This is a genomic window from Pseudorhodobacter ferrugineus DSM 5888, assembly GCF_000420745.1.
Lineage (GTDB): Bacteria > Pseudomonadota > Alphaproteobacteria > Rhodobacterales > Rhodobacteraceae > Pseudorhodobacter > Pseudorhodobacter ferrugineus.
In genome coordinates this window covers 1-24,858 of sequence record NZ_ATVN01000019.1, presented here as the reverse complement: position 1 = coordinate 24,858, position 24,858 = coordinate 1, and the positions used below count along the sequence as shown (strand labels likewise).

Here is a 24,858-nt window from a genome sequence, read left to right as displayed (position 1 = left end):
ACAAGGGGCGGATACGGGATGACACGGAAAGCAGCAATCATTGGTGGTGGGGTTATTGGCGGCGGTTGGGCGGCGCGGTTTTTGCTGAACGGCTGGAACGTGTCGGTGTTTGACCCCGACCCCGAAGCGGCGCGCAAGATCGGCGAGGTGATGGCGAATGCGCGGGCCTCGCTTCCGGCATTATCGGACATTCCGATGCTGGAGGAAGGCGTGTTAAGCTTTGCCGACACCATCACCGAAGCGGTGGAGGGGGCGGATTATATTCAGGAATCCGTGTCAGAGCGGCTGGAGTTGAAGCACCGGGTGTTTGCACAAATCCAACAATCTTGCCCTGATACGCTGATCGGCTCATCCACATCGGGGTTCAAGCCAAGCGAGTTGCAGCAAAACGCGGCCAACCCTGCGATGATCTTTGTCGCGCATCCGTTCAACCCCGTCTATTTGCTGCCCTTGGCCGAAGTGGTGCCATCGCCTGCCTCTGACCCCGCAGCGATTGAGCGCGCCAAGGAGATATTGCGCGAAATCGGGATGTTTCCGTTGCATGTGCGCAAGGAAATAGATGCGCATATCGCGGATCGGTTCTTGGAAGCCGTGTGGCGTGAAGCGTTGTGGCTGGTCAAGGACGGGATTGCCACGACCGAGGAAATTGACGAGGCCATTCGCATGGGGTTCGGGTTGCGTTGGGGGCAGATGGGGCTGTTTGAAACCTACCGCGTGGCGGGGGGCGAGGCAGGGATGAAGCATTTCATGGCGCAGTTTGGCCCGTGTTTGCAGTGGCCCTGGACCAAGCTGACCGATGTGCCAGAGTTTACCGACGAATTGGTGGACCTGATCGCGGGGCAATCGGATGCCCAATCGGGGCATCATACCATTCGTGAGTTGGAGCGGATAAGGGATGGCAATCTTGTGGGGTTCTTGCGCAGTCTAAAGGACCGGAATTGGGGCGCTGGTAAGGTGCTACGGGAACACGACGCGCGCCGCCGCGTGGCGTTTACCGATGGGAGTCGTGAGATTGCGGCGGCTCCCTTGGCCATGGCGCAGATGCAGGTGTTACCGTCTTGGATTGATTACAACGGGCATATGACCGAAAGCCGCTATTTGTTTGCGGCGTCCGAAACTTCAGATGCGTTTTTGCGGTTTATCGGCGCGGATATGGACTATGTGGCCAGCGGTTTTAGCTATTACACGGCGGAAAGCCACATCATGCATAAGGGCGAGGCCAAGCTGGGGGATCGGTTGACCGGAACCTTGCAGGTGCTGAGTGCGGACGCCAAGCGGATGCACATTTTCATTGCTATTCAAAAGAATGGCGTGGATGTGGCGACGATTGAGCAGATGCTGTTGCATGTCGATATGACAGCGGGGCGCGCCGTGGCGGCACCTGAGGCGATCTTGGACCGGTTGATGCCGGTGGCTGCGGCCCATGCCGGCGTGGCGCGGCCAGAAGCGGCGGGGCGGTTCACCGGCGAGCGCAAATGAGCCGCGTTCTGATCACGGCAGGGGCGAGTGGGATTGGGCTGGTGATGGCCCAAACCTTTGCCGCGACGGGGGCGCGGGTCTGGGTGACGGATGTGGATGCGGACGCGATTGCGGGCCTGCCGGAGGATATGCGCGGCAGTTACGTCAGCGTGGCGGATGAGGCGAGGATGGCGGCACTGGCGGCTGACATCGCTGCTGATTGGGGCGGGTTGGATGTGGTCTGCGTGAATGCGGGGATCAAAGGGCCGACCGCAGCGATTGTGGATACGGATCTGGACGACTGGCGCGCGTGTTTGGCGGTGTGTCTTGACGGCGCGTTTATAACGGTCAAACATGCTGCCCCCTTGATGGCGCAAGGCGGGGCGATGGTGTTTACGTCATCAACCGCCGGGCTTTACGGCTTTCCTTATCGCAGTCCTTATGCGGCGGCGAAATGGGCAATTATTGGGCTGATGAAGACAGCAGCGATGGAGTTGGGTGCGCGCGGTATTCGCTGCAACGCCATTGCGCCGGGTTCCGTTGAGGGCCCGCGCATTGACCGTGTGTTTGCCGCCGAGGCCGAAGCCAAGGGTATGACACCCGAGGCGGTGGCTGCGGGATACGCGGCGGGCACGGCGCTGGGCTGTTTGGTTACAGCCCAAGACGTGGCCGATATGGCGGTGTTTCTGGCCAATGCCCCGCGCATTTCCGGCCAAGTCATTGCTGTCGATGGCTTTACAATCAATCCTGATCCAAAGGTATAGCATATGCATTTTGGCATGACCGACGAACAACGCATGATCGTAGACACCACCCGCGCCTTTGTGGAGGCAGAGTTGTACCCGCATGAGGCGCTGGTGGAACGCACAGGCCATCTGCCGATGGAAATTATTCGCGACGTACAGGCCAAGGCGATTGCGGCAGGGCTTTATGCCGCCAATATGCCCGAAGATGTGGGCGGCGCAGGCCTCGATACGCTGTCGTGGCTTTTGTATGAGCGCGAGTTGGGGCGCGCGAATTATGCGCTGCACTGGACCTGCGTGGCGCGGCCGTCGAATATTTTGTTGGCGGGCACAGAGGAGCAGCGCGAACGGTATCTGCACCCGTGCATTCGCGGTGAAAAATGGGATTGTCTGGCGATGACCGAACCGGGGGCCGGGTCAGACCTTCGCGGGATGAAGGCCTCAGCGCGCCGTGACGGCGAGGATTGGGTGCTGAACGGCACCAAGCATTTCATCAGCCACGCCGATATCGCCGATTTCGCGATCGTGTTCATGGCCAGCGGCGAGGAAGATACGCCCCGCGGCCCCAAACGCCTGATCACCGCGTTTTTTGTGGATAAGGGCACCCCGGGGTTCACGGTGCGCGATGGCTATCGCAACGTGTCGCACCGTGGCTATACGAACGCGATTTTGGAATTCGATAACTGTCGATTGCCAGCGTCTCAGGTGCTGGGTGAGGTGCACAAGGGGTTTGAAGTTGCCAACACTTGGCTGGGCGCCACCCGCCTGCAAGTCGCGGCAACTTCGCTTGGCAGGGCCGATCGTGCCTTGGGCCATTCTGTGCAATATGCCGCGGAGAGAGAGCAGTTTGGACAAAAAATTGGGAAGTTCCAAGGGGTGAGTTTCAAGCTGGCCGATATGGCGATGGAGCTGAAGGCTGCGGAACTGCTGACATGGGAAGCAGCCTGGCGGTTCGATGAGGGCACGGTGACTGAGGCGGATATGTCGATGGCAAAGCTGAAAGCGACCGAGGTGCTGGCGATGGTGGCAGATGAAGCGATCCAGATTCACGGCGGGATGGGTCTTATGGATGACCTGCCGTTGGAACGAATTTGGCGCGATGCACGGGTGGAGCGGATCTGGGAAGGCACATCCGAGATCCAGCGCCATATTATCAGCCGTCAACTTCTGCGGGCGCACGGGGCCTGAGGCTGGCAGGGGGCGCTCACGCCCCCTCTTGGCCTGTAGGCCAATTCACCCCCCGAGGATATTTTTTAACAGAAAAAGTAACGGAGTGTTAACTGTGTTGCGCCAAAATCAATTCACGGTACAGGCGGGGACGCCGATGACCGTAACAGGAAAAGGCGCCTTGTCCCTTACACGGGGGCAGGGCGCTGACGATGGCTTTTTCTGTTTACAAATATCCCGGGGTCCGGGGCAGCGCCCCGGTTGCTGCCCAAACCGCGCGGTGATGGGATGAGAGACCTCTCACGCCTTCTCCGCCCGCGCTCTATTGCCGTTATGGGGTCTGTCTGGGCGGAAAACGTCATCGCGCAATGCCACAAGATGGGGTTTGATGGCCCTGTCTGGCCGGTCCATCCTACCAAGGCTAAAATTGGCGGTTTAAAGGCCTATCCGACCCTCGCCGACCTGCCAGCTCCTCCTGACGCCACATTTATTGGGGTGAACCGCCATATCACTGTCGAGATGGTCCGCGAGCTGTCCAAAATGGGCGCGGGGGGGGCCATCTGTTTTGCCTCGGGTTGGACCGAGGCGGGCGAGTCGGGTTTGCAGGCCGCGTTGGTGCAGGCGGCGGGGGATATGCCGATCCTTGGTCCGAATTGTTATGGCGTTATCAACTATCTCGATGGCGCGCTGCTTTGGCCCGATCAGCATGGTGGACGGGGGGTGGAGCGGGGGGTGGCGCTGCTGTCTCAATCGTCCAACATCGTGATCAACCTGACCATGCAGGCGCGGGGCTTGCCCGTGGCCTATGTCGCCTGTTTAGGAAATGCTGCACAGGTGGGGCTCGCGGAACTGGCGGGGGCTATGCTCACCGATCCGCGCGTGACCGCTTTGGGGCTGTATGTCGAAGGTATCGATGATGCGCCCGGTTTTGCGGCTCTGGCCGAAATGGCACGCGCAGCGGGCAAAGGGATCGTTTGCATCAAATCCGGCAAAACCGAAGCGTCGCGCACGGCTGCGGCCTCGCATACTGCCGCTTTGGCGGGGGGGGGGGCGGCATCATCGGCGTTCTTGCGCCAAGCGGGTGTTGCCGAGGTTACGACTTTGCCCGAGTTGTTGGAAACGCTGAAAATCTTTCACGTTCATGGCCCGCAGATTGGGACGCGGCTGTGTTCGCTGTCCTGTTCGGGGGGCGAGGCAGGTTTGGTGGCCGATCTTGCGGCGCCTTTCAACATTGAATTTCCTCCGCCGTCAGATGCGCAGCGGACAAGGTTGGGGGACGTTCTTGGACCGATTGTGACGATTGCCAACCCTTTGGATTATCACACCTTTATTTGGGGCGATGGGCCGCGCACCACTAATGTATTTGCCACGATGCTGGCGGGCTATGATGCAGGCATCTTTATCATCGACCCGCCGCGGCCGGATTTATGCGATCCTGCGTCATTTGAACCTGCCTTGCAGGCGATTGAGGCGGCGGCGGGCATCACCGGAAAGCCTGCGTTCCCTGTGGCCTCACTGCCCGAAAATTTTGATGAAGGCCTTGCCATTGCCATGATGGCGCGGGGTACGGTGCCGTTGATGGGGTTGGAAACTGCCCTTGGGGCCTTGGCAGCGGCGCAAACGCCGCCGGGTCTGGCGGGGTGGCGGCCTTGGCCGTCGCGCAAGCCGACCCGACCTGTCTTGCTCGATGAGGCCGTGGCCAAGAGAATGCTTGCAAAGGCGGGTGTTGCGGTGCCGCGCGGGGGCTCGGCCCAAAGCCTTGACCAATTGCGCCCGAAGGCAGCCAGACTTACACCGCCCCTCGCGCTCAAAGGTCTTGGGTTTGCGCATAAATCTGAGAATGGCGCGGTGCGTTTGGGGTTGGCCGATCTTGGTGGCCAAGCTGAAATGCCCGGAGCCACGGGCTATCTGGTCGAGGAAATGGTGACGGGGAGTGTTGCTGAACTGCTGCTCGGTCTTCGGCGCGATCCGGTTTATGGGGCCACGCTGACGCTTGGCTTTGGCGGGGTGACGGCAGAGCTTTTGGCCGATACGGTGACGTTGGTGTGTCCGGTAACCGCGCCAGAAATAGACGCAGGCCTGCGCCGTTTGCGGCTGTGGCCGCTGCTGGACGGGTATCGCGGGCGGGCCTATGCCGATGTGGCGGCGGTGGCCGATGTGGCTTTGCGGCTGCAAGACCTGCTGCAAGACGACTCAATCGAGGAAATAGAGATCAATCCGCTGATGGTCCGTGCGCATGGAGCTGTGGCTGCGGATGCTGTGATTTGGAAGGAAGAGACATGATGCAGATGCGACCAGACGGGCCGATCCTGACGCGGGTAGAAGGCGCGATTTTAGAAGTCACCCTGTCACGCGGCAAGGCCAATGCGATTGATCTGGCCACCAGCCGGATCATGGGCGAGGTGTTTCGCGACTTTCGCGATGACGATGCCTTGCGCGTTTGCATTTTGCGCGCGGCGGGCGAGAAATTCTTTTGCCCCGGTTGGGATTTGAAAGCGGCGGCGGATGGCGATGCGGTGGACGGCGATTACGGTATCGGCGGCTTTGGCGGTTTGCAGGAATTGCCGCAGATGAACAAGCCGGTGATTGCCGCCGTGAACGGGATTTGCTGTGGCGGCGGGTTGGAACTGGCGCTGTCGTGTGATTTGATTTTGGCGTCTGAAACCGCCACCTTTGCGCTGCCCGAAATCCGGTCGGGCACAGTGGCAGATGCCGCGTCGATCAAGCTGCCCAAGCGGATTCCTTACCATGTGGCAATGGACCTGTTGTTGACGGGGCGCTGGTTTGACGTGCATGAAGCGCAGCGTTGGGGGTTGATCAAGGATATCTGCGCACCCGGTGATTTGCAGGCGCGGGCATGGGACCTTGCACGGTTGCTCGAATCCGGTCCGCCGCTGGTCTATGCCGCGATTAAGGAAGTGGTGCGCGAGGCCGAGGATATGCGGTTCCAAGATGCGTTGAACCGGATCACCAAGCGGCAGTTGGCAACGGTGGATAAGCTCTATTCCTCGGACGATCAGCTGGAAGGCGCGCGGGCCTTTGCGGAAAAGCGCGATCCGGTTTGGAAGGGGCGTTAAGGCCCCGAAGGGTTGAAAAGAGAGTATTTGGGCAAAGATGAAGGGGGTTGGCTGTGCATAATTATACCAGCCGCGTGGTTTGGACGGGCAATACCGGCGAGGGCACGGCGCATTACAAGGGTTATGCGCGGACGTGGGATATTGCGGTGCCGAGCAAGCCTGTGGTGCACTGTTCCAACGATCCTTTGCTGGGCGGTGATCGGGGCAAGATGAACCCCGAGGATTTGCTGATCTCGGCTTTGTCGGCCTGTCACATGCTGTGGTATTTGCACTATGCATCCGAGGCGGGGATCGTGGTGACGCGGTATGAGGATGCGCCGGTGGGCGTGGGTGAGGTGGGTAAGGGTGGCGCGGGGCGGTTTGTATCGGCCGAATTGCGGCCGGTGATTTGGGTGCAGGCGGGGGCCGATTTGGGTGTGGCCGAGGCCATTCATCACCGCATTCATGAGGTGTGTTTCATCGCGCGGTCGGTGAATTTTCCTGTGACCTATGCGCCGCGGTTTGAATGGGATGCATAGCCAAAACTCGACATTTCTGGTCGCTGTCGGGTAAGGCGCGGGCGGGATACGGCGCTAGGGTGGCGGCAACAGCATGGGGGTGCCTGAGTGGCCGAGATTGATTTTCTGATTGTGGGGGCGGGATCGGCGGGGTCGGTTCTGGCCGAGCGGTTGAGCGCATCAGGCAAGCACAAGGTTTTGGTGCTGGAAGCGGGCGGGTCGGACCGGCGGTTTTTTGTGGCTATGCCCTTGGGCTATGGCAAGTTGTTTTACAACAAGGCCGTGAATTGGGCCTATGAAACCGATGCCGATCCGGGGCTGGGTGGCAACCGCGATTACTGGCCACGGGGCAAGGTTTTGGGGGGGTCGTCATCCATCAACGCGATGGTGTGGATCCGCGGCCAGCGCGAAGATTATGATGAATGGGGCGCGGTTGGCGGCGCCGATTGGGGCTGGGACGCGGCACTCGCCGCTTACCGCGCGATTGAGGATAATGAGGCGGGTCCGGATGCGTGGCGGGGCGCGGGTGGGCCGCTGTTTATTTCGGCCAACAAGGACGGGTTGCACCCGTTGGTCCGCAATTATTTAGACGCCTGTGCGCAGGCGGGCCTGCCCGAGACGGCGGATTTTAACGGGGCGCGGCAAGAAGGTGCAGGCGTTTACCAGATGACCATCAAGAACGGGCGGCGCAACTCGACCGCGCGCGCGTTTTTGCGGCCCGCGATGAAGCGTCCCAATCTGGAGGTGTGGACCGGCTGCCATGTGACGCGGGTGGTGTTTGAAGGCAAGCGGGCGATTGGCGTCGAGGTGGTGCGCGGCGGCAAGCGCGATGTGATCCTTGCCGGCGAGGTGATCTTGGCCGGTGGGGCGATCAATTCGCCGCAGATTTTGCAGCTTTCGGGCATCGGGCCTGCTGCGCATTTGGGTGCAATGGGTGTGCCTGTGGTGGTTGACAATGCCCATGTGGGCGGGAATTTGAACGACCATCAGGGGCTGAACTATACCTACCGCATGACGGTGCCGACCTATAATGACATTCTGCGCCCGTGGTGGGGCAAGGCGTTGGTGGGGATGCAGTACCTGTTGCAGGGGCGGGGGGTGCTGTCGAAAAGTATCAACCATGCCGGGGGCTTTTTCCGCACCTCGCCCGATCTGACGCGCCCGAATATGCAGCTTTATATGCAGGCTTTCTCGACCCTTGTGCCACGGGTGGGTGAGCGGCCTTTGCTGACGCCGGACCCGTTTTCGGGGCTGTCGATCGGGTTGTCGAATTGCCGCCCCACGTCGCGGGGGTGGTTGAAAATCCGGAATTCTGACCCGTTTGAGGCGCCGCAAATTGTGGGCAACGCCTATTCGACCGATCATGACGTGGCCGAGATGTTAGCGGCGGTGAAATTTATCCGCAAAATCGCCGCGCAGGGCCCGATGGCAAAGGTGATTGCCGAGGAGTTGCGGCCGGGGCCGGAGGTGAGTTCGGACGCCGATTTGATTGCCGATTTCAGGGCGCGGTCGGGGACGGTTTATCATCCATCCTGTACCTGCCGGATGGGGGACGTGGTGGACAATAGGCTGCGGGTGAAAGGGGTGGACGGCTTGCGGGTGTGTGATGCCTCGGCCTTTCCGAACCTGATCGCGGGCAATACGAATGCGCCTGCGATTTTGATGGGCTGGAAAGGGGCCGAGGTGATTTTGGCCGATCAGAACGGCTGAATGACCGCGCGCGGACATTTCTGCAAGCCGTTGATTTCGCAGGGTAACGCGGTTTTTATTAACCTGATTTTAACGCGGACAACGCGGACAACAGGGCGGTGCGGTTGCGGTTGATCTGGTTCAAAGCGCGCCATCGGGCTTTGTGATAGACTGGTCTTTCCACGCAAACGGAGGGTATGACCATGACCACCAGTTATCGCACCATTCCAGACACCAAGACATTCGAGTTTACCGTTTCGGGCAAAGTGACGGAGGCCGATTTCGACGCGCTGTCGGGGCCGTTAGAGGATTTTGTCGAGGAACATGGCAAGATCAAACTGCTGGAAATCATCGAGGATTTTCAGGGGTTTGACCCGATGATGCTGTGGAAGGGGATGAAATTTGATATCAAGATCATCCCCCACATCACGCATTGCGCCGTGGTGACGGATATGGGCTGGATCAGCCCGCTATCACGCGCGGCGGGGGCGTTTATGGCGACCAAGCTGCGGACCTTTGATCTGAGCGAGCTGGACGCCGCGCGGACGTGGTTGGCGGAAAGCTGAGCGATGCCGGCGGCACGGCTTCATGCCTAAAGCGTTTCGACTTAACCCTGACTCACATAACCTTGCCTGAGGTTAAACCTTTCAACCTGTTATGAGATGTATGCTGGGTCAATGTAACGTCGAAACGCTCTAGGTTTGGGGCCCAACTTCGTGTTCCTTGGGTAAGGTGACGCATGCGATCAGGCCCTTGGGTCCGTGAGGCGCGAGGTTACGCCTTAGCCGCAATATGGTCAAACACCGTGCGGCGGATGTCGGGTAGGGGGCGCAGGTCGGTGGCGGCGGGGAAATCTTGCAAGAACGCCTCGGGCGATGAAAAGTCGAGATGTTGCAGGCCGGTATAGTCGTATTGCCACCATTCCAAGGCCAGAAGGGCATCGGCAATATCAGTGGGCAAGCGGGGTTTGATAAGCTGGGCCGGATTGCCGCCAACAATGCTGTAGGGGGCGACATCCTTGACCACCACCGCGCCACTGGCGACCACCGCCCCCGTGCCGATATGGATGCCGCCTTTGAGCAGGACATTCTGGCCGATCCAGACATCATGGCCGATGGTGACGGGTTTTTGCGCCTCGTCAAATTCCAGCGGAAAGGCCTGACCTTGAATGCCCAAACGGCGGCGCCGCATGGGTTTATAGGGCAGCGGGCTGCTGGTGACCCAAGTTGTCGGGTGGGCCTGTCCCATAACCGTGATGTTTTCACCCAAGGAGCAATAGCGCCCGATGCGGGCCGCCGGAAACACCGAATGGCTGTAGCTATAGGCCCCCAGCGGCATGAACCCTGCGGGATTGTGTTGGGACATGAGTTCAAACGCGGTGCGGGCCTGCGCGATGGTTTGGCCCTCGGTTGGTTTGGGGAAAAAGGTAATCCGCAGGTCGGCAAGACCCTGCGTTTTGCTATAGGTGAAGCTGTTCGATGTCATAGGCTGTGGTGGCTTTTTGTTGGTTCGTGGCTGATGCGGTTATTCCCCGCGCGGGAAGCGTTTGTTGTCTTCTAACACATTCAGGTCCATGTGGTTGCGCATATAACGCTCGGATGCTTTTTGCAGGGGTTGGAAATCCCACGGGTAATAGCCGCCGATGCGCAAGGCCTCGTACACCACCCAGCGGCGGGCCTGACTTTCGCGGACCTGCGCATCAAACGCGTCGAGGTTCCAGCGTTTTTCAGACTTGGCGCGCAGGGTTTGCAGGGTGCCTGCGTGGGCGGGGTCGGTGGCAAGGTTTTGGCGTTCCTGCGGGTCGGCCTCGATATCAAACAACTGGTCTGGGTCGGCCAAGCAGCGGGTGTATTTCCACTTGCCATAGCGCAGCATGACCAAGGGCGTGATCGACCCTTCGGCGGCGTATTCGATCGCCACGGGGTCGGTGCGTTCCGTGCCCTTGGCCAATGGCAGCAGCGATGTGCCATCGGTCCACGGCATCACGGCGGACATATCAATACCTGCCAGATCGCACAGCGTTGGGGTCACGTCGATGGTGGAGACGGGCGTGGTTGTAAGGTGCGGGTCAAGGCCGGGGGCGCTTATCATCAGGGGCACGCGCGCCGACCCTTCGAAAAAGTTCATTTTGAACCACAGCCCACGGTCGCCCAGCATATCGCCGTGATCGGACACGAAAATAATGATCGCCTCTTGCCGCGTGTCTTCCAGTGTTTGCAGGATTTCACCGATTTTATCGTCGATATAGCTGATATTGGCGAAATAGCCTTGGCGGGCGCGGCGGATATGATCGCGCGTGATGGTAAATTTATCGGTGTCGCAGGCGTCGATCAGACGTTTTGAGTGGGGGTCTTGGTTGGCGTAAGGAATGGCATCGGGGGCGTCTAAATGGGCGCAGTCGTTGTAGAGGTCCCAGTATTTGCGGCGTGCGACATAGGGGTCATGCGGGTGGGTGAAGCTGACGGTCAGGCACCACGGGCGGGCGTCACCGCCTGTGGTATTGCCGCGCGACAGGTCGAACAGTTTCTGGCGGGCCTGATGGGCGACATCATCGTCATATTCCAGCTGGTTGGTGATCTCGGCCACGCCTGCACCCGTGACCGACCCGAGGTTGTGATACCACCAATCAATCCGTTCGCCCGGTTTGCGGTAATCGGGGGTCCAGCCGAAATCGGCGGGGTAGATGTCGGTGGTCAGGCGCTGTTCAAAGCCGTGCATCTGGTCGGGGCCGACAAAGTGCATTTTGCCCGAGAGCGTGCATTCATACCCCGCACGGCGCAGGTGGTGGGTGAAACAGGGGATGTCGGACTGAAATTCGGCGGCGTTGTCATAGACGCGGGTGCGGGATGGCAGCTGGCCGGACATAAAGCTGGCGCGACCGGGGGCACAGAGGGGGGACCCTGTGTAGGCGTTGGCAAAGCGCACGGATTTGGCGGCCAGTTTACGCAGATTGGGGGCATGCAGCCAATCGGCGGGGCCATCGGGGAACAGGGTGCCGTTCAACTGGTCGACCATCAAGATCAGGATGTTCGGTTTGGTCATGGTATCCCCCGTTTGTGCGCTTGCCTTTGTGGCTGTCTGCGCCTTTGATGGGGCGGATGGCAAGGGCGGTCTGTTCTTTTTGCGACCTCGGGGATGGGGGCAAAGACAGATGAGTATTTTTGCAAAGATGAAATCGGGGGCGGGTTATGCGCGTGGTGACAGAGTTTCCGTATGAGGTGATGGTCGAGGAAGATGTGGGCATTGTGATGCCCGATGGCTGCCGGTTGTCGGCGCGGATTTGGCGGGCGGTGGGGGCGGGTGCCGTTCCGGCTGTGCTGGAATATATCCCGTATCGCAAGCGGGACGGCACGCGGGGGCGCGATGCGCGGATGCATCCGTATTTTGCGGGGCATGGTTATGCCGCGGTGCGGGTGGATATGCGCGGGAATGGCGACAGTGAAGGCTTGATGACGGATGAGTATACCGCGCAGGAATTGCAGGATGCCTGCGATGTGATTGCGTGGTTGGCCGCGCAGGAGTGGTGTTCGGGCAGCGTGGGGATGATGGGCAAAAGCTGGGGCGGGTTCAATTGCTTGCAAACGGCGTTTTTGCAGCCGCCTGCTTTGAAGGCGGTGGTGGCGGTGTGTTCGACGACCGACCGTTTTGCCGATGACATTCATTTCAAGGGCGGCTGTTTGCTGGGCGAGAATTTGGGCTGGGGGGCGGTGATGTTGTCCTATTCGTCGCGCCCTGCGGACCGCGTTTTGCGGGCCGACTGGCGCGAGGATTGGTTGGCGCGCCTAGAGGCCGAGCCGTTTTTGGCGCCGCGCTGGGCGGGGCATCAGGCGCGCGATGCCTATTGGAAACACGGGTCGATCTGTGAGGATTTCAGCCGCATAGAGGTGCCTGTCCTTAGCTTTTCAGGTTGGGCAGACAACTATATGAACACATCGGCGCATTTGGTGCGCGGCGTGGCGGGGGCCAAGGCGATTGTCGGCCCTTGGGTGCATCAATACCCGCATCAGGCCGTGCCGGGGCCTGCGATCGGTTTTCTGGATGAGGCGCTGCGCTGGTGGGACAGGTGGTTGAAGGGCGTGGAGAACGGGGCCGAGGCGGACCCTGCCTATCGTGTCTGGATGATGGACAGCGCCCCACCCGATGCCAGCACCAAAGACCGCGCGGGGCGGTGGGTGGCCGAGGATGCGTTGCCATCGGCGCGGGTCATGGTGCAGGAACTGGCATTGACCGCAGGTGGGGTTTTGGGTGGTTCGGGGGGCGCGCTGGCAACCGCCGTTTGCACCCGCCCCGACCTTGGCCTGACGGCGGGCGAGTTTTTCCCGATGGGGTTGAATGCCGAAATGCCGGGCGATCAGGCACCCGACGATGCGCTGTCGGTGTGTTTCGACGGCACGGTCTTGGACGCGCCTTTGGCGCTGCTGGGGGCGGCGCGGTTGCGGCTGCGGTTGCGGTCTGACCAGCCGCGCGCGTTTATTGTGGCGCGACTGTGTGATGTGGCCCCAAATGGGCAATCGGTGCGTATTGCGCATGGCATGTTGAACCTGTGCCACCGCGACAGCATGGAACAGCCCTGCCGCCTGACCCCTGGCGAGGCGGTGACTGCCGAGGTGGTGCTGGACGACATGGCCTATTGTCTTGCAGCGGGGCATCATCTGCGGTTGGCCCTGTCCACCACCTATTTCCCGTTCCTTGTGCCCAGCCCTGTTGCTGCCACCTTGACCCTGCTGGAGGGCCGTTTGGCGTTGCCAGTGCATGAGGGGGCGCATGAGGGGCCAGCGCATGAAGGGGCGGGGGAGTGGGTGCCGCCGCCACCGACATCGGCCAAGCCCATCAACTGCCGTTTTCTGACCCCCGCCAATGCGGCGCGGCGGGTGGAAACCGACCTGCTTTCGGGGCGGGTGGCGCTGGTGGTCGAGGACGGTTCGGGGCGGATTGAATATCTGGATCACGGGTTGATCACTGCCGAAGACATGGTCGAACGGTTCGAAGTTGACCCCGCCGACCCAAGCCATGCCGTGACGCGTATTGTGTGGGAGCAAAGCCTGTCACGCCAAGGCAAGGCGGGCAACGCGGCGGGCACCACGGCGGGCGGTGATTGGGCTATTCGCACCCAAGCGGTGGCCCAGATGCGCAGCACGCCCGAGGCGCTGGTGTTTCATGCCACTTTGCGCGCGTGGGATGGGGAAACGCTGGTTTTTGAACGCGCGTTTAACGAGTCGGTGCCGCGTGACTTTGTTTAAAGCTGGCGGCACAGGCCGGCACAGGCCGGCACAGCGGGGGGGGCAAACGGTTGCGCTTTTGGGCAAAGCTGTCTAAACGCGACAAGAACTTGTTTGCAGGCGACATTTTTTCAACAGCCAAGCCAGCAAAAACGGCGTTTGGAACGAAAGTAAATGTTGCTTGAACAGATTTATGCGGCTTTATTGACTCAACAAACAACAAAAACAGCGCGTGCTGAATTTAGGGGAGAAGAGAATGAAAGACGACCTTGCAAAATTGATTGACCGGATTGACGCAGCCCGCATGGGCCGCCGCGGTTTCATTGGTGGTGTTGCGGCCTTGGGGGCGGCCACCGCCATGCCACGGATTGCCTTTGCGCAAAGCGGTACACCGAAAAAAGGCGGCCACCTGAAGCTGGGCCTTGGCGGTGGGGAAAGCTCGAACAGCCTTGACCCCGCGCTGACGCTAAGCCAGGCCCCCTATAACGTCATGGCCCATATCGGTGAGCCGCTGGTGCGGGTGCATCCCGACAACACCCTTGATATGCGCGTAGCCGAAGAGGTGAGCGCAAGCCCCGATGCCAAGGTCTGGTCGTTTAAGATCCGTCAGGGCATTACCTTCCATGACGGCAGCCCGCTGACTGCCGATGACGTGCTGAAAACCATGCAGCGCCATTCGGATGAAAAGGCCACTTCGGGTGCTTTGGGCATCATGAAGGGCATTGCGTCGATGCGCGCCGAAGGCGATTTGTTTGAAATCACCCTGACCGATGCGAACGCCGACCTTCCCTATCTGATGGCTGACCGTCACCTGCTGATCCAGCCTGGCGGTGGCATCGACAATCCGGCAAGCGGCATCATGTCCGGCCCGTACAAGATTATCGTGAACGAACCTGGCGTGCGCCACACGTTTGAACGCTATGCCGGCTATTGGGATGACAGCGTCGGGCATTTCGATACGACCGAGATTTTGATCATCAATGATGTTACGGCGCGCACCTCTGCGTTGCAATCGGGGCAGGTCGATATGGCCAACCTGATTGATCCGAAAATCGCGGCATTGTTGGGCAAGGCACCGGGCGTCACGCTGCAACAAACCCAAGGCCGTGGCCAAAACGTGTTTGTCATGCATGTGGATACTGCGCCGTTTGACAATGTTGATCTGCGGTTGGCGTTGAAATATGCGATGGACCGTCAGGAAATGGTAGACAAGGTGCTGCGCGGCTACGGGTCGGTTGGCAATGACATCCCTGTCAACGCGGCCTATCCGCTGTTTGACGACACCATCCCACAGCGCGAATTCGATCTGGAAAAAGCGGCCGAGCATTACAAGAAATCCGGCCATGACGGCAGCCCTATCATTCTGCGCACCGCAGACACAGCGTTTCCGGGCGCTGTTGATGCGGCCGCGCTGTTCCAGCAATCGGCCCAAAAGGCCGGGATTCCGCTGGAAATCAAGCGCGAGCCGAATGATGGTTATTGGTCCGAAGTGTGGAACAAGCAGCCGTTCTGCGCGTCCTATTGGGGCGGTCGCCCGACTCAGGATCAGATGTATGCCACGGCCTATATCTCATCTGCGGAATGGAACGACACCAAGTTCAAGAACGCGCGGTTTGATGAGCTGCTGATGATGGCGCGGGCCGAATTGGATCAGGACAAGCGCAAGGCGCAGTACCGCGAAATGGCGGATCTTGTGCGCGACGAAGGTGGTTTGTTGTTGCCGATGTTCAACGATTTCCTTGATGCGCATAATGACAAAGTGGCCGGTTGGGTTGGCAACCCGAACGGCGACATGATGAACGACCAAGCCGCCATTAAGTGCTGGCAGGCCTAAGGGTGCATCCGGTCGTAAAACTTGTTGCCCAGCGTTTGGCGCTGGGCATGCTCCTGCTGTTGGCGGCGTCGGTCTTGATCTTTGTCGGGACGCAGATTCTGCCGGGGGATGTGGCCCAATCCATTCTGGGCCAATCCGCCACCCCGCAATCGCTGGCCAACCTGCGGGCGGAACTGGGGCTGAACGAGCCTGCGATATCAAGATATTTTTCATGGCTGTTCAATGCGTTGCAAGGGGATCTTGGCAAAGCGCTTAGCAATGGTCAGGATATCGCCACGTCAATGGGCAGTCGTTTGGGCAATACGTTGTTTCTGGCAATCTCTGCTGCTGTCGTGGCCGTGCCACTGGCTATTTTGCTGGGGTTGATCGCGGTCCGCTATCAGGGCCGCTGGCCCGACCGCGTTATTTCCACGGTGACGCTGGCCACCGTTTCGGTGCCCGAATTCCTGCTGGGATACATCGCGATGTTTTTCCTGTCGGTCAAGTTTCGGGTGTTCCCGTCCCTTGCCGCGATCAATGACGGGATGACGTTTTTTGAAAAATTGAACTCTATCGCCTTGCCGGTGCTGGTTCTGGTTCTGGTGGTTCTGGGCCATATGATGCGAATGACGCGGGCGGCGATTTTGAACGTCATGCAATCGGCCTATGTCGAAACTGCCGAACTGAAGGGGCTGCGCAAGTTTACGATTATCGCGCGCCACGCCCTTCCCAATGCGATTGCGCCGGTGGTCAACGTGGTCATGCTGAACCTTGCCTATCTGGTGGTGGGCGTGGTCGTGGTCGAGGTGGTGTTCGTTTATCCCGGCATGGGGCAATATCTGGTCGATCATGTGTCCAAGCGTGATGTGCCGGTGGTGCAGGCCTGCGGGTTGGTGTTTGCCGCCGTTTATATCGGGCTGAACCTTGTGGCTGACGTGGTGTCGATCCTTGCCAACCCGCGCTTGCGGCATCCGAAATGAAGGGGGCACGCTGATGCGCATTCCAATCTCGGCCCTGATCGGGCTGTTTTTTACCGGGCTTTATTTCTCTATCGCCATCTTCGCCGATTTTATTTCGCCGTATGGCGTGGCCGAAATTGTGGGCGACGCATGGGAGGGGCCATCTGCCACCCATTGGCTGGGCACCGATACGATTGGCCGGGATATGCTGTCGCGGATGATTTATGGCGGTCAGACCACGATTTTCGTGGCGACAATGGCCACGCTGATCTCGTTCGGGCTGGGGTCGATTTTTGGGTTTTTTGCAGCTGTCAAAGGCGGCTGGGTCGATCAAATCCTCAGCCGGTTGGTTGATTTGATGATGTCGATCCCGACCCTGATTTCCGCCCTTGTGGTGCTGACGGTGATGCCGGTGACGCTGCCTATTCTGATTGTGGTGATGGGAATTTTGGACAGCACGCGGGTGTTTCGTCTGTCGCGCGCGGTGGCCGTGGATATTACTGTCATGGATTATGTCGAGGCGGCCCGCCTGCGTGGCGAGCGGCAGTTGTGGATCATTTTCCGCGAAATTCTACCCAACGCGCTATCGCCTTTGGTGGCGGAAATGGGCCTGCGGTTCATTTTTGCTGTGCTGTTCATTTCAACCCTGTCCTTCCTTGGGCTTGGGGTGCAGCCGCCGATGGCCGATTGGGGCGGGATTGTGAAGGAAAACAAAGAGGGGCTCTCGTTTGGGATCACTGCCGCGCTGTACCCTGCCTTTGCCATTGCGACCCTTGCGATTTCGGTCAACCTTGTGGCCGATTGGGTGCTTAACCGGACCACCAGCCTGAAAGGGGGCCGCGGATGAGCGATGCTTTGCTAGAGGTCAAAGGCCTGAAGATCGAGGCCACCGCCTATCCACCGGGCGAGGCGCCACGCGATATTACCATCGTCGAAGGCGTAGGTTTTACGGTGGAAAAGGGCAAGGTGCTGGGGCTGATCGGCGAATCCGGCGCGGGGAAATCCACCATCGGCCTGTCGTCTATGGCATATGGGCGTGGTGGTGTGCGCATCACGGGGGGCGAGGTGTTCGTCAACGGCCGCGACATCCTGAAGGTCGGGCCTTCCGGCCTGCGCGCCTTGCGCGGGCGCGAAGTGACATATGTTGCCCAATCCGCTGCCGCCGCCTTTAACCCCGCGAAAAAACTGATGGATCAGGTGATCGAGGCAACCTTGCACCACGGGTTGATGGGCAAGGAAGAGGCCGAGGCCCGCGCCATTTCCCTCTTTGCCCAGCTTGGCCTGCCCAAGCCCGAAACCATCGGCAATCGCTATCCGCACCAAGTGTCGGGCGGGCAGTTGCAGCGGGTGATGACGGCGATGGCGCTGTGTCCGAAACCCGATCTGGTGGTGTTTGATGAACCCACAACCGCGCTGGATGTCACCACGCAGATTGAGGTTCTGGCCGCGATCAAACGCGCGATTGTCGAAACCGGAGTTGCCGCGCTTTATATCACCCATGATCTGGCCGTTGTGGCGCAGATAGCCGACCATATTTTGGTGCTGCAAGGCGGCAAGATGGTGGAATACGGCACCACAGACCATATCATCAACACGCCCGCGCAGGCCTATACGCAGGCGTTGGTGTCGGTGCGCTCTATCGATCATCAGGAAAAAACCGGCGGCGCGCCTGTACTTTCGGTCAAAGGCATCACCGCGCGTTATCGCGGGACCAAGTTTGACGTGCTAAAGGATGTCACTGTCGATCTGCCCGAGGCGCAAACATTGGCCATCGTGGGCGAATCTGGTTCGGGCAAATCCACCCTTGCCCGTGTGATCACCGGCCTTTTGCCGCCATCGAAAGGCGAGATAACCTTTAACGGCCGCACCCTTGCGCCCGAATTTGAAAACCGCACCCGCGATGATCTGCGCGAGGTGCAGATGATCTATCAGATGGCCGATGTCGCAATGAATCCGCGCCAAACCGTGGGCACTATCATCGGCCGCCCGCTGGAATTTTATTTCGGCTTGCGCGGTGATGCCAAGAAAAAGCGCATTCAGGAATTGCTGGATGAAATTGAGATGGGCGAAGGCTATATCGACCGCTATCCCGCCGAACTCTCGGGCGGGCAAAAACAGCGTGTCTGTATTGCCCGCGCGCTGGCGGCCAAGCCCAAGATGATTATTTGCGACGAGGTGACATCGGCGCTTGATCCGCTGGTCGCGGACGGCATTTTGAAGCTGCTGCTCAATCTGCAAAAGATTGAAAACGTGGCCTATCTGTTCATCACCCACGACCTTGCCACCGTCCGCGCCATCGCCGATAGCATCGCTGTGATGTATCAAGGCCGCGTGGTCCGCTACGGTTCCAAAACCGAAGTTCTGGCGCCGCCCTTTGATGATTATACCGACCTGCTGCTGTCTTCGGTCCCTGAAATGGAACTCGGCTGGCTGGAACGCACCATCGCGAACCGTAAAATGGAGGCGGCGGGAAACTAACCCCGCAACTCCTGTCTCCCTTTTTCTGTTTGAAAATATCCCCGCCGGAGGCTCCTGCCGCTGGCAACCTTCGCAAAAGGTGGTTCAATGGGCAAAAAACTCCTCCTCATCATCCTCGACGGCGTGCCCTATGCCAATTGGCGCCGCCTGTTTGGCAATCTTGAAGGCTGGGTTGCGCAGGGCGAGGCGCAGGTGTGGAAAATGCGCGCCACGCTGCCGTCTACATCCGCGTCTTGCTATGCCACCATTCACACCGGCACCCCGCCGCAGGTGCATGGCACTTGGGGGAATGAGGCCGTGAAACGCCTGACCCAACCCGATATCTTTGGCCAAACCCGCAAGGCAGGCGGTGTCACGGGGGCCGTTGCCCACAGTTTTTGGTCCGAGTTTTTCAACCGCGCGCCCTTTGATCCGGTGCGCGATCTGGAATATGATGAACCGGACAGCCAGACCATCAACCACGGCCGCTTTCACACGATGTATGGCTATAACCTGATCAATCAGACCACCCCCGCCGATTATGACCTGTTCGCCACGCTGACCATGCTGACCGAACGGTTCGGGCTGAATTACGGCATGCTGCACACCTGCACGCTGGACAGCATGGGCCACCGTTTTGGCCATGACTGCCGCGAAATGGACCATGCGGTTTATGCCCTTGATGCCACGCTGGCCCCGTGGATCGCGCGGTGGCGCAAAGCGGGGTATGAGGTGATCGTGACCGCCGATCACGGCCAGTCGATGCGCGGCCATCACGGCGGCGCGGGCGAGGACCAGCAAGATTTCGCGCTGTATTATTTCGGCCCCGCAAAAGGGCCAAGCCGCGAGGTGTTGCTGGACCAATTGTCCCTTGCGCCGACCATCCTGTCGCGGCTGGGGGCCGAAATTCCGGCCAGCATGACCGCGCCCGTGTTTTTGGCCGATTAAGGCAGGCAATAGGCGGGATCGGCTTGCGAAGGAGTGTCTTGGCCCAACCTTTGCCTCCGGCGGGAGTATTTGGACAAAGATGAAATCAGGCGTCGGTCATGGTGACCACGATTTTGCCCGTAGATTTCCGGTCGCGCAGCAGGTCAAGGGCCTCTTGGGCGCGGGGCAGGGGGATTTCATGGCTGATATGCGGGCGCAATCCGCCTGCGTCATACCAGTCAAACAAGGTCGCCATGCTGCGAGACAAGGTTTCGGGCGCGAATTTCAGATAGCCGCCCCAGTAAAGGCCGATCACGCTCAGGTTTTTCACCAGCAGATGGTTTGCGGGAATCTGCGGCACCTCGCCACCGGCAAAGCCGATCGGGATCAGCCGCCCCTCAGGGTTGGTTGCGCGCATCGCCTCCATAAACGCAGGGCCGCCGACCGCGTCATAGACGACATCAACGCCGCCCAAAGCCTTGAGCGCGTCACGCAGCCCGCCCGCCTCGCTGTCAATCACATGGTCGGCGCCTGCAGCCTTGGCAACCGCCAACTTGTCCGCGCCGCGCGCCGTACCTATCACCCGCGCGCCCATGCGTTTGCCAATTTCAACCGCCGTCAGGCCCACACCGCCCGCAGCGCCCATGACCAGCAGCGTCTCGCCCTGTTGCAGCCGGGCGCGGTGGTTCAGCGCCAAATGGCTGGTGCCGTAAGCGACCTGAAACGCCGCCGCATCGGTAAACCCCATCGCATCGGGCAAGGGCGTGCAGGCGCGCGCATCAAAGCAGCCCATATCGGCCAGCCCGCCCATGCCCGCAAACACCGCCACCCGCTGACCTAAAGCCAATTCGGTGACATTCGGACCAAGCGCCTCCACCACACCGGCCATTTCCATGCCCAGCGTAAAGGGCAGGGCGGGGCGCTCTTGATACGTCCCCTTGACCATCAGCAAATCGGCAAAGTTCAAACCGCAGGCCATGATGCGCACCCGCACTTGCCCCCGCGCAGGCACTGGCGTTGCCACATCGCGCAATTGCGGCGCCGCGCCAATCGTTTCCACCTGAAATGCTCGCATCCGTTGCCCCCTTGTACCTGTTTCCCCGAAAATACCCGCCAAGATTGCCAATGGCCAGCGGAATGAGTCATTGCATTTTGCAACCAATTCCGAAAATCATCGCATAATGCAATGCAAAATAGAAAACACGCATATAGCGAGTGATGCGACTTCGGGGCACCTGTACGGAGAACGCCGCACGCCACACGCAAGACCTGTTTTTCGGGTCAGGGCGACCTGTCTAAAAGGATAGGTCTGGGTCGGCCTAAGTTGCAATTTCACAATTTTTGCCACCCTTTTCCATTTTGGCATGATTTTTGCTTGTTAACTTGTATCGGTTGTACAAAAACTAGCGGAGTATGTGATGAAGCACCCTGTAGACGCCCATGTTGGCAAGCGTATCCGTCACCGTCGTTGGATGGTTGGCATGACGCAACAACAGCTTGCAGATCGTGTTGGCATTAAATTCCAGCAAATCCAGAAATATGAAACGGGGATGAACCGTGTCTCGGCCTCGCGGCTTTGGGATATCGCCGAAGTGCTGGGCGTTGCGATCAGCTTTTTCTTCGAAGGGATCGATGACGCCCGCGAAGTGCCGCGCGGCGTTGAAGGCGATATGTTGGCAGATAAAGAGGCGCTCGAACTCGTGCGCTCCTACTATGCCATCCCCGAGGCACAGCGTCGTCGCCTGTTCGACCTGGCCCGCGTCCTTAGCGAAGCGGCCTGACAGTACCCCGTTATTGACCTGCGCTGCCGAAACGGGTAGCGCGGGACAGTGCTTTATGGGGACATCCAATGCTCAGCCAATCTGAAATCGCCGATATTCGCGCAACTGCCGCTGAACTCGCCGATGCAGCACGCCTTGCCACCTTGGCGCATTTCCGGACCCCGGGGCTGACAGCCGATACCAAAGAAACCACGCATTTTGACCCTGTTACAGTGGCCGACCGCGCCAGCGAGTCCGCCATGCGCGCCATTCTGGCCCGTCGCCGCCCGCAAGACAGCATCTTGGGCGAAGAATTCGGCACCACCTCTGGCACATCCGGCCTGACTTGGGTACTTGACCCGATCGACGGCACGCGTGGCTACCTGTCTGGTACACCCACTTGGGGCGTTCTGATCTCCATCGCGGATGCCAATGGCCCCATCTATGGCCTGATCGACCAACCCTATATCCAGGAACGCTTTGAAGGCGGCTTTGGTACGGCGCAAATGAACGGCCCGATGGGCAGCGCGCCCCTCAAATGCCGCGCCCCGCGCCCTTTGTCGCAGGCGATCTTGCTGTCGACTTTTCCCGAGGTGGGGACCCCCGCCGAACACGCCGCGTTCCGCCGTGTGGTTCCCAACATGCGCCTCGTGCGTTACGGGATGGATTGCTACGGCTATGCCCTCCTTGCGGCAGGGCAGGTTGATCTGGTGATCGAGGCAGGCTTGCAAACCTATGACGTCCAAGCCCCCATCGCGGTGATCGAGGCGGCAGGCGGTTTGGTGACCAACTGGCAAGGCGGCCCGGCGCATCAGGGCGGCCAAGTTCTCGCCGCCGCGAATACCGATATCCACACCGCCGCAATGGCGCTGCTGAACAAACCCTTGGTTTAAAAGACCACGACCCCAAATTCTCTTTGGCTTAAATATCTATCCGCCCTTGGCCCCGCCAAGCCGTCGGGTTGCGCGGTTATACCCAAACCCCGCAACCCGCGCCTTTACCAATGCCCGATATTCGGCGCGCTGGCCCAAGGCTCGGCGGGTGTCAAAGCGTCGCCTGCTTGCAGCAATTCAACCGAAATATTGTCGGGGCTGCGGACAAAGGCCATATGCCCGTCCCGCGGCGGGCGGTTGATCACGACACCATTGGCCGCCAGATGGGCGCAGGTCTCATAAATATTATCAACGCGGTACGCCAAATGCCCAAAATGCCGCCCGTCGCTTGGCAAACCCTCGTCGCCATCCCAGTTATAGGTAAGCTCGACAGGGCACTCCGGCTGGTCCGGCGGTGCCATGAAAATCAACGAAAACCGCCCCTTTTCATTCTCGTAGCGGCGGGTTTCCACCAGCCCCAACAGCGCAAAAAACGCGATGGATTTTTCCAAATCCAATACGCGCACCATCGTGTGCAGGTATTTGATCGCCATAAACATCTCCTATTCTTATCCGTTCTGGCCTGACTATAGGGTAAACCGCAGCAAAGGCGAGCGGCCAAGAGCCCCAAACGGCACGCGCGGGCAAAACCAGCCCCACTTGCCCATGCCCGCCCCTATCTCGTATGCTGCAGCCCAAGCGGCCCATAGATATGGGGCCTACACCCTGAACACATATTTTACACGAGGCCGCCATGCCCCTATCCCCCGACCAGCTTGCCGAAATCGCCGCCCAACGCGCCACCCCCAAACCCACCTTGCGCGCGGTGAGTGAAGGGATGGAGGCGCATCTGTACCACGCCCACGAAGTGCTGGATCACGGCTTTGTTCGCGTCATCGACTATATGGGCGATGATGCCGCCATCGTGCAGGCTGCCCGTGTCAGCTATGGTGCTGGAACCAAACATGTTTCCAACGACGAAGGCCTGATCCGCTACCTGATGCGCCACTGGCATTCCACCCCGTTCGAGATGTGCGAAATCAAGCTGCACGTCAAACTTCCGGTCTTTGTGGCCCGCCAATGGATCCGCCACCGCACCGCCAATGTGAACGAATATTCCGCGCGCTATTCGATTCTGGACCGAGAGTTTTACATCCCCGCGCCCGACCAACTCGCCGCGCAATCGGTGGTCAACAACCAAGGCCGCGGCGCTGTGTTAGAGGGGGCCGAGGCCGCCCGCGTGCTCGAAATGCTCAAACGCGATTCGAATACCGCCTATGACCATTATGAGGCGATGCTGTCTGAAACCCAAGCCGACGGAAGCCCCCAGCAAGGCCTCGCCCGTGAACTCGCCCGCATGAACCTGCCCGCCAATATCTATACCCAATGGTATTGGAAGGTGGACCTGCACAACCTGTTCCACTTCCTCCGCCTACGCGCCGACCCCCACGCCCAATATGAAATCCGCGTCTATGCCGATGTGATTTGCAAAGTGGTCGCCGACTGGGTGCCCATCGCCTTTGCCGCGTTTGAGGACTACCGGATGGGCGGGGCGACACTCTCGTCAAAAGCGATTGATTGCGTGCGGCGGATGCTTAAAGGTGAGCAGGTCACGCAAGAGACCTCGGGCATGAGCAAGGGGGAATGGCGGGAGTTTATTGGGGTTGTGAACGACCCTGCGTGAGCAGGGTCAAAACGCTCCAGTGGAGCGTTTTGAGTGAACAACGGGCGCGCACGCCTGCGCGGCCTGGAGGGGTGAGTGATGAGTGGGCGGTCGCGTCGACACCATTTTGTTCCGAAGGCAATTCAGAGATACTTCTCTGAAAACAGGAAAAATATTTGGTTCACTTCCTGTGACAAGTTTGGAAAGTACTCGAAACCAGAGTGGCGGAATATTGAATCTACCTTTCAACGCCATGATTTTTATACAGTTTTGAATGACGTAGGTTTACCGTATGCGGTGGTTCCAGCCCATTGATTTGATGTATTCCTGACGCGTGATGCGCCTGCGAGAAGGTCTGCGGTAGCAGATGGAGGTTTTGCATGGCGGATGGTGGTGAGGGTTTTGTGGGGCGGTGCGAGGTCGTGGAACCTCGACGGCGCGGCAAGCGGCATTGGCCGGATGATGTGAAAGCGCGGATCGTGGCTGAAAGCCTGCAGCCCGGTGCCCGGGTCGTGGATGTCGCGGCGCGCTACGACATCCTGCCTCATCATTTGTCG

At 59.6% G+C, this 24,858-nt stretch carries 22 protein-coding genes; 18 read left to right on the top strand and 4 right to left on the bottom strand.

Annotation, left to right across the window (positions count from 1 at the left end):
* Window positions 1-18 precede the first annotated feature (18 nt).
* The 8 genes from G560_RS0115175 to G560_RS0115135 all read left to right on the top strand — a co-directional run bounded on the left by G560_RS0115175 (window position 19) and on the right by G560_RS0115135 (window position 9,197).
* The gene (locus tag G560_RS0115175; protein ID WP_022705155.1) at window positions 19-1,479 is read left to right on the top strand and encodes a carnitine 3-dehydrogenase; all 1,461 of its coding nucleotides are present in this window, start codon (window positions 19-21) and stop codon (window positions 1,477-1,479) included.
* Window positions 1,476-2,222: an SDR family oxidoreductase gene (locus tag G560_RS0115170; RefSeq protein ID WP_022705154.1), complete on the top strand. Its 747-nt coding sequence runs from the start codon at window positions 1,476-1,478 to the stop codon at window positions 2,220-2,222. Before G560_RS0115175 ends, G560_RS0115170 begins: the two co-directional genes overlap by 4 nt.
* 3 nt (window positions 2,223-2,225) lie before the next feature.
* Window positions 2,226-3,389: an acyl-CoA dehydrogenase family protein gene (locus G560_RS0115165; protein ID WP_022705153.1), complete on the top strand. Its 1,164-nt coding sequence runs from the start codon at window positions 2,226-2,228 to the stop codon at window positions 3,387-3,389.
* A 267-nt stretch (window positions 3,390-3,656) separates the two neighbouring features.
* Entirely contained in the window at window positions 3,657-5,651 is a 1,995-nt protein-coding gene (locus G560_RS0115160) for an acetate--CoA ligase family protein (RefSeq protein ID WP_022705152.1), read from the top strand.
* Entirely contained in the window at window positions 5,648-6,445 is a 798-nt protein-coding gene (locus G560_RS0115155; RefSeq protein WP_022705151.1) for a carnitinyl-CoA dehydratase, read from the top strand. The genes G560_RS0115160 and G560_RS0115155 overlap by 4 nt, the downstream gene beginning before the upstream one ends.
* Before the next feature lie 53 nt (window positions 6,446-6,498).
* Window positions 6,499-6,963 carry an OsmC family protein gene (locus G560_RS0115150; protein ID WP_050525143.1) on the top strand — a complete coding sequence of 155 codons (465 nt, stop codon included), beginning with the start codon at window positions 6,499-6,501 and terminating at the stop codon, window positions 6,961-6,963.
* 87 nt (window positions 6,964-7,050) lie between these two features.
* Window positions 7,051-8,652: a GMC family oxidoreductase gene (locus G560_RS0115145; RefSeq protein WP_022705149.1), complete on the top strand. Its 1,602-nt coding sequence runs from the start codon at window positions 7,051-7,053 to the stop codon at window positions 8,650-8,652.
* Between the two features lie 182 nt (window positions 8,653-8,834).
* Window positions 8,835-9,197, top strand: a complete 363-nt coding sequence (locus G560_RS0115135; RefSeq protein WP_028914150.1) for a SpoIIAA family protein — start codon at window positions 8,835-8,837, stop codon at window positions 9,195-9,197.
* A gap of 208 nt (window positions 9,198-9,405) precedes the next feature.
* Here the strand turns inward: G560_RS0115135 and G560_RS19460 are convergent, their stop codons facing one another.
* Complete coding sequence (locus G560_RS19460) at window positions 9,406-10,116, bottom strand: CatB-related O-acetyltransferase (protein ID WP_022705146.1); 711 nt, start codon at window positions 10,114-10,116, stop codon at window positions 9,406-9,408.
* A gap of 39 nt (window positions 10,117-10,155) precedes the next feature.
* Window positions 10,156-11,673, bottom strand: coding sequence for a choline-sulfatase (gene betC, locus G560_RS0115125; protein ID WP_028914149.1), 1,518 nt, complete (start codon window positions 11,671-11,673; stop codon window positions 10,156-10,158).
* 146 nt (window positions 11,674-11,819) lie between these two features.
* Between betC and G560_RS0115120 the strand changes: the two genes are divergently transcribed.
* The 6 genes from G560_RS0115120 to G560_RS0115090 all read left to right on the top strand — a co-directional run bounded on the left by G560_RS0115120 (window position 11,820) and on the right by G560_RS0115090 (window position 20,027).
* On the top strand, window positions 11,820-13,871 hold the full coding sequence (locus G560_RS0115120; RefSeq protein ID WP_022705144.1) for a CocE/NonD family hydrolase: 2,052 nt from the start codon (window positions 11,820-11,822) through the stop codon (window positions 13,869-13,871).
* 235 nt (window positions 13,872-14,106) lie between these two features.
* On the top strand, window positions 14,107-15,684 hold the full coding sequence (locus G560_RS0115110; RefSeq protein ID WP_022705142.1) for an ABC transporter substrate-binding protein: 1,578 nt from the start codon (window positions 14,107-14,109) through the stop codon (window positions 15,682-15,684).
* 2 nt (window positions 15,685-15,686) lie between these two features.
* The gene (locus G560_RS0115105) at window positions 15,687-16,643 is read left to right on the top strand and encodes an ABC transporter permease (RefSeq protein WP_028914148.1); all 957 of its coding nucleotides are present in this window, start codon (window positions 15,687-15,689) and stop codon (window positions 16,641-16,643) included.
* Between the two features lie 10 nt (window positions 16,644-16,653).
* The gene (locus tag G560_RS0115100) at window positions 16,654-17,469 is read left to right on the top strand and encodes an ABC transporter permease (protein ID WP_155947325.1); all 816 of its coding nucleotides are present in this window, start codon (window positions 16,654-16,656) and stop codon (window positions 17,467-17,469) included.
* Window positions 17,466-19,100 (top strand): ABC transporter ATP-binding protein, encoded by a 1,635-nt coding sequence (locus G560_RS0115095; RefSeq protein WP_022705139.1) that lies wholly within the window; start codon window positions 17,466-17,468, stop codon window positions 19,098-19,100. Before G560_RS0115100 ends, G560_RS0115095 begins: the two co-directional genes overlap by 4 nt.
* An 87-nt stretch (window positions 19,101-19,187) precedes the next feature.
* A complete protein-coding gene (locus tag G560_RS0115090; protein ID WP_022705138.1) occupies window positions 19,188-20,027 on the top strand; it encodes an alkaline phosphatase family protein in 840 nt (279 codons plus the stop codon).
* A gap of 85 nt (window positions 20,028-20,112) precedes the next feature.
* Here G560_RS0115090 and G560_RS0115085 read toward each other — a convergent pair whose 3' ends face one another.
* Window positions 20,113-21,081 (bottom strand): NADPH:quinone oxidoreductase family protein, encoded by a 969-nt coding sequence (locus G560_RS0115085; protein ID WP_022705137.1) that lies wholly within the window; start codon window positions 21,079-21,081, stop codon window positions 20,113-20,115.
* Window positions 21,082-21,424: 343 nt separating this feature from the next.
* On the opposite strand from G560_RS0115085, the gene G560_RS0115080 reads away from it, so the two are divergent.
* Together G560_RS0115080 and G560_RS0115075 are read left to right on the top strand one after the other, a co-directional pair.
* Entirely contained in the window at window positions 21,425-21,787 is a 363-nt protein-coding gene (locus tag G560_RS0115080; RefSeq protein WP_022705135.1) for a helix-turn-helix domain-containing protein, read from the top strand.
* Window positions 21,788-21,855: 68 nt separating this feature from the next.
* Window positions 21,856-22,659, top strand: coding sequence for an inositol monophosphatase family protein (locus tag G560_RS0115075; protein ID WP_022705134.1), 804 nt, complete (start codon window positions 21,856-21,858; stop codon window positions 22,657-22,659).
* A gap of 104 nt (window positions 22,660-22,763) precedes the next feature.
* Here G560_RS0115075 and G560_RS0115070 read toward each other — a convergent pair whose 3' ends face one another.
* Window positions 22,764-23,192 (bottom strand): VOC family protein, encoded by a 429-nt coding sequence (locus G560_RS0115070; RefSeq protein WP_028914147.1) that lies wholly within the window; start codon window positions 23,190-23,192, stop codon window positions 22,764-22,766.
* Between the two features lie 200 nt (window positions 23,193-23,392).
* Between G560_RS0115070 and thyX the strand changes: the two genes are divergently transcribed.
* Both thyX and G560_RS20770 read left to right on the top strand, forming a co-directional pair.
* Entirely contained in the window at window positions 23,393-24,322 is a 930-nt protein-coding gene (gene thyX / locus G560_RS0115065) for an FAD-dependent thymidylate synthase (RefSeq protein WP_022705132.1), read from the top strand.
* A 359-nt stretch (window positions 24,323-24,681) separates the two neighbouring features.
* On the top strand, window positions 24,682-24,858 hold a 177-nt coding region (locus tag G560_RS20770), incomplete at its 3' end, for a transposase (protein ID WP_022705131.1).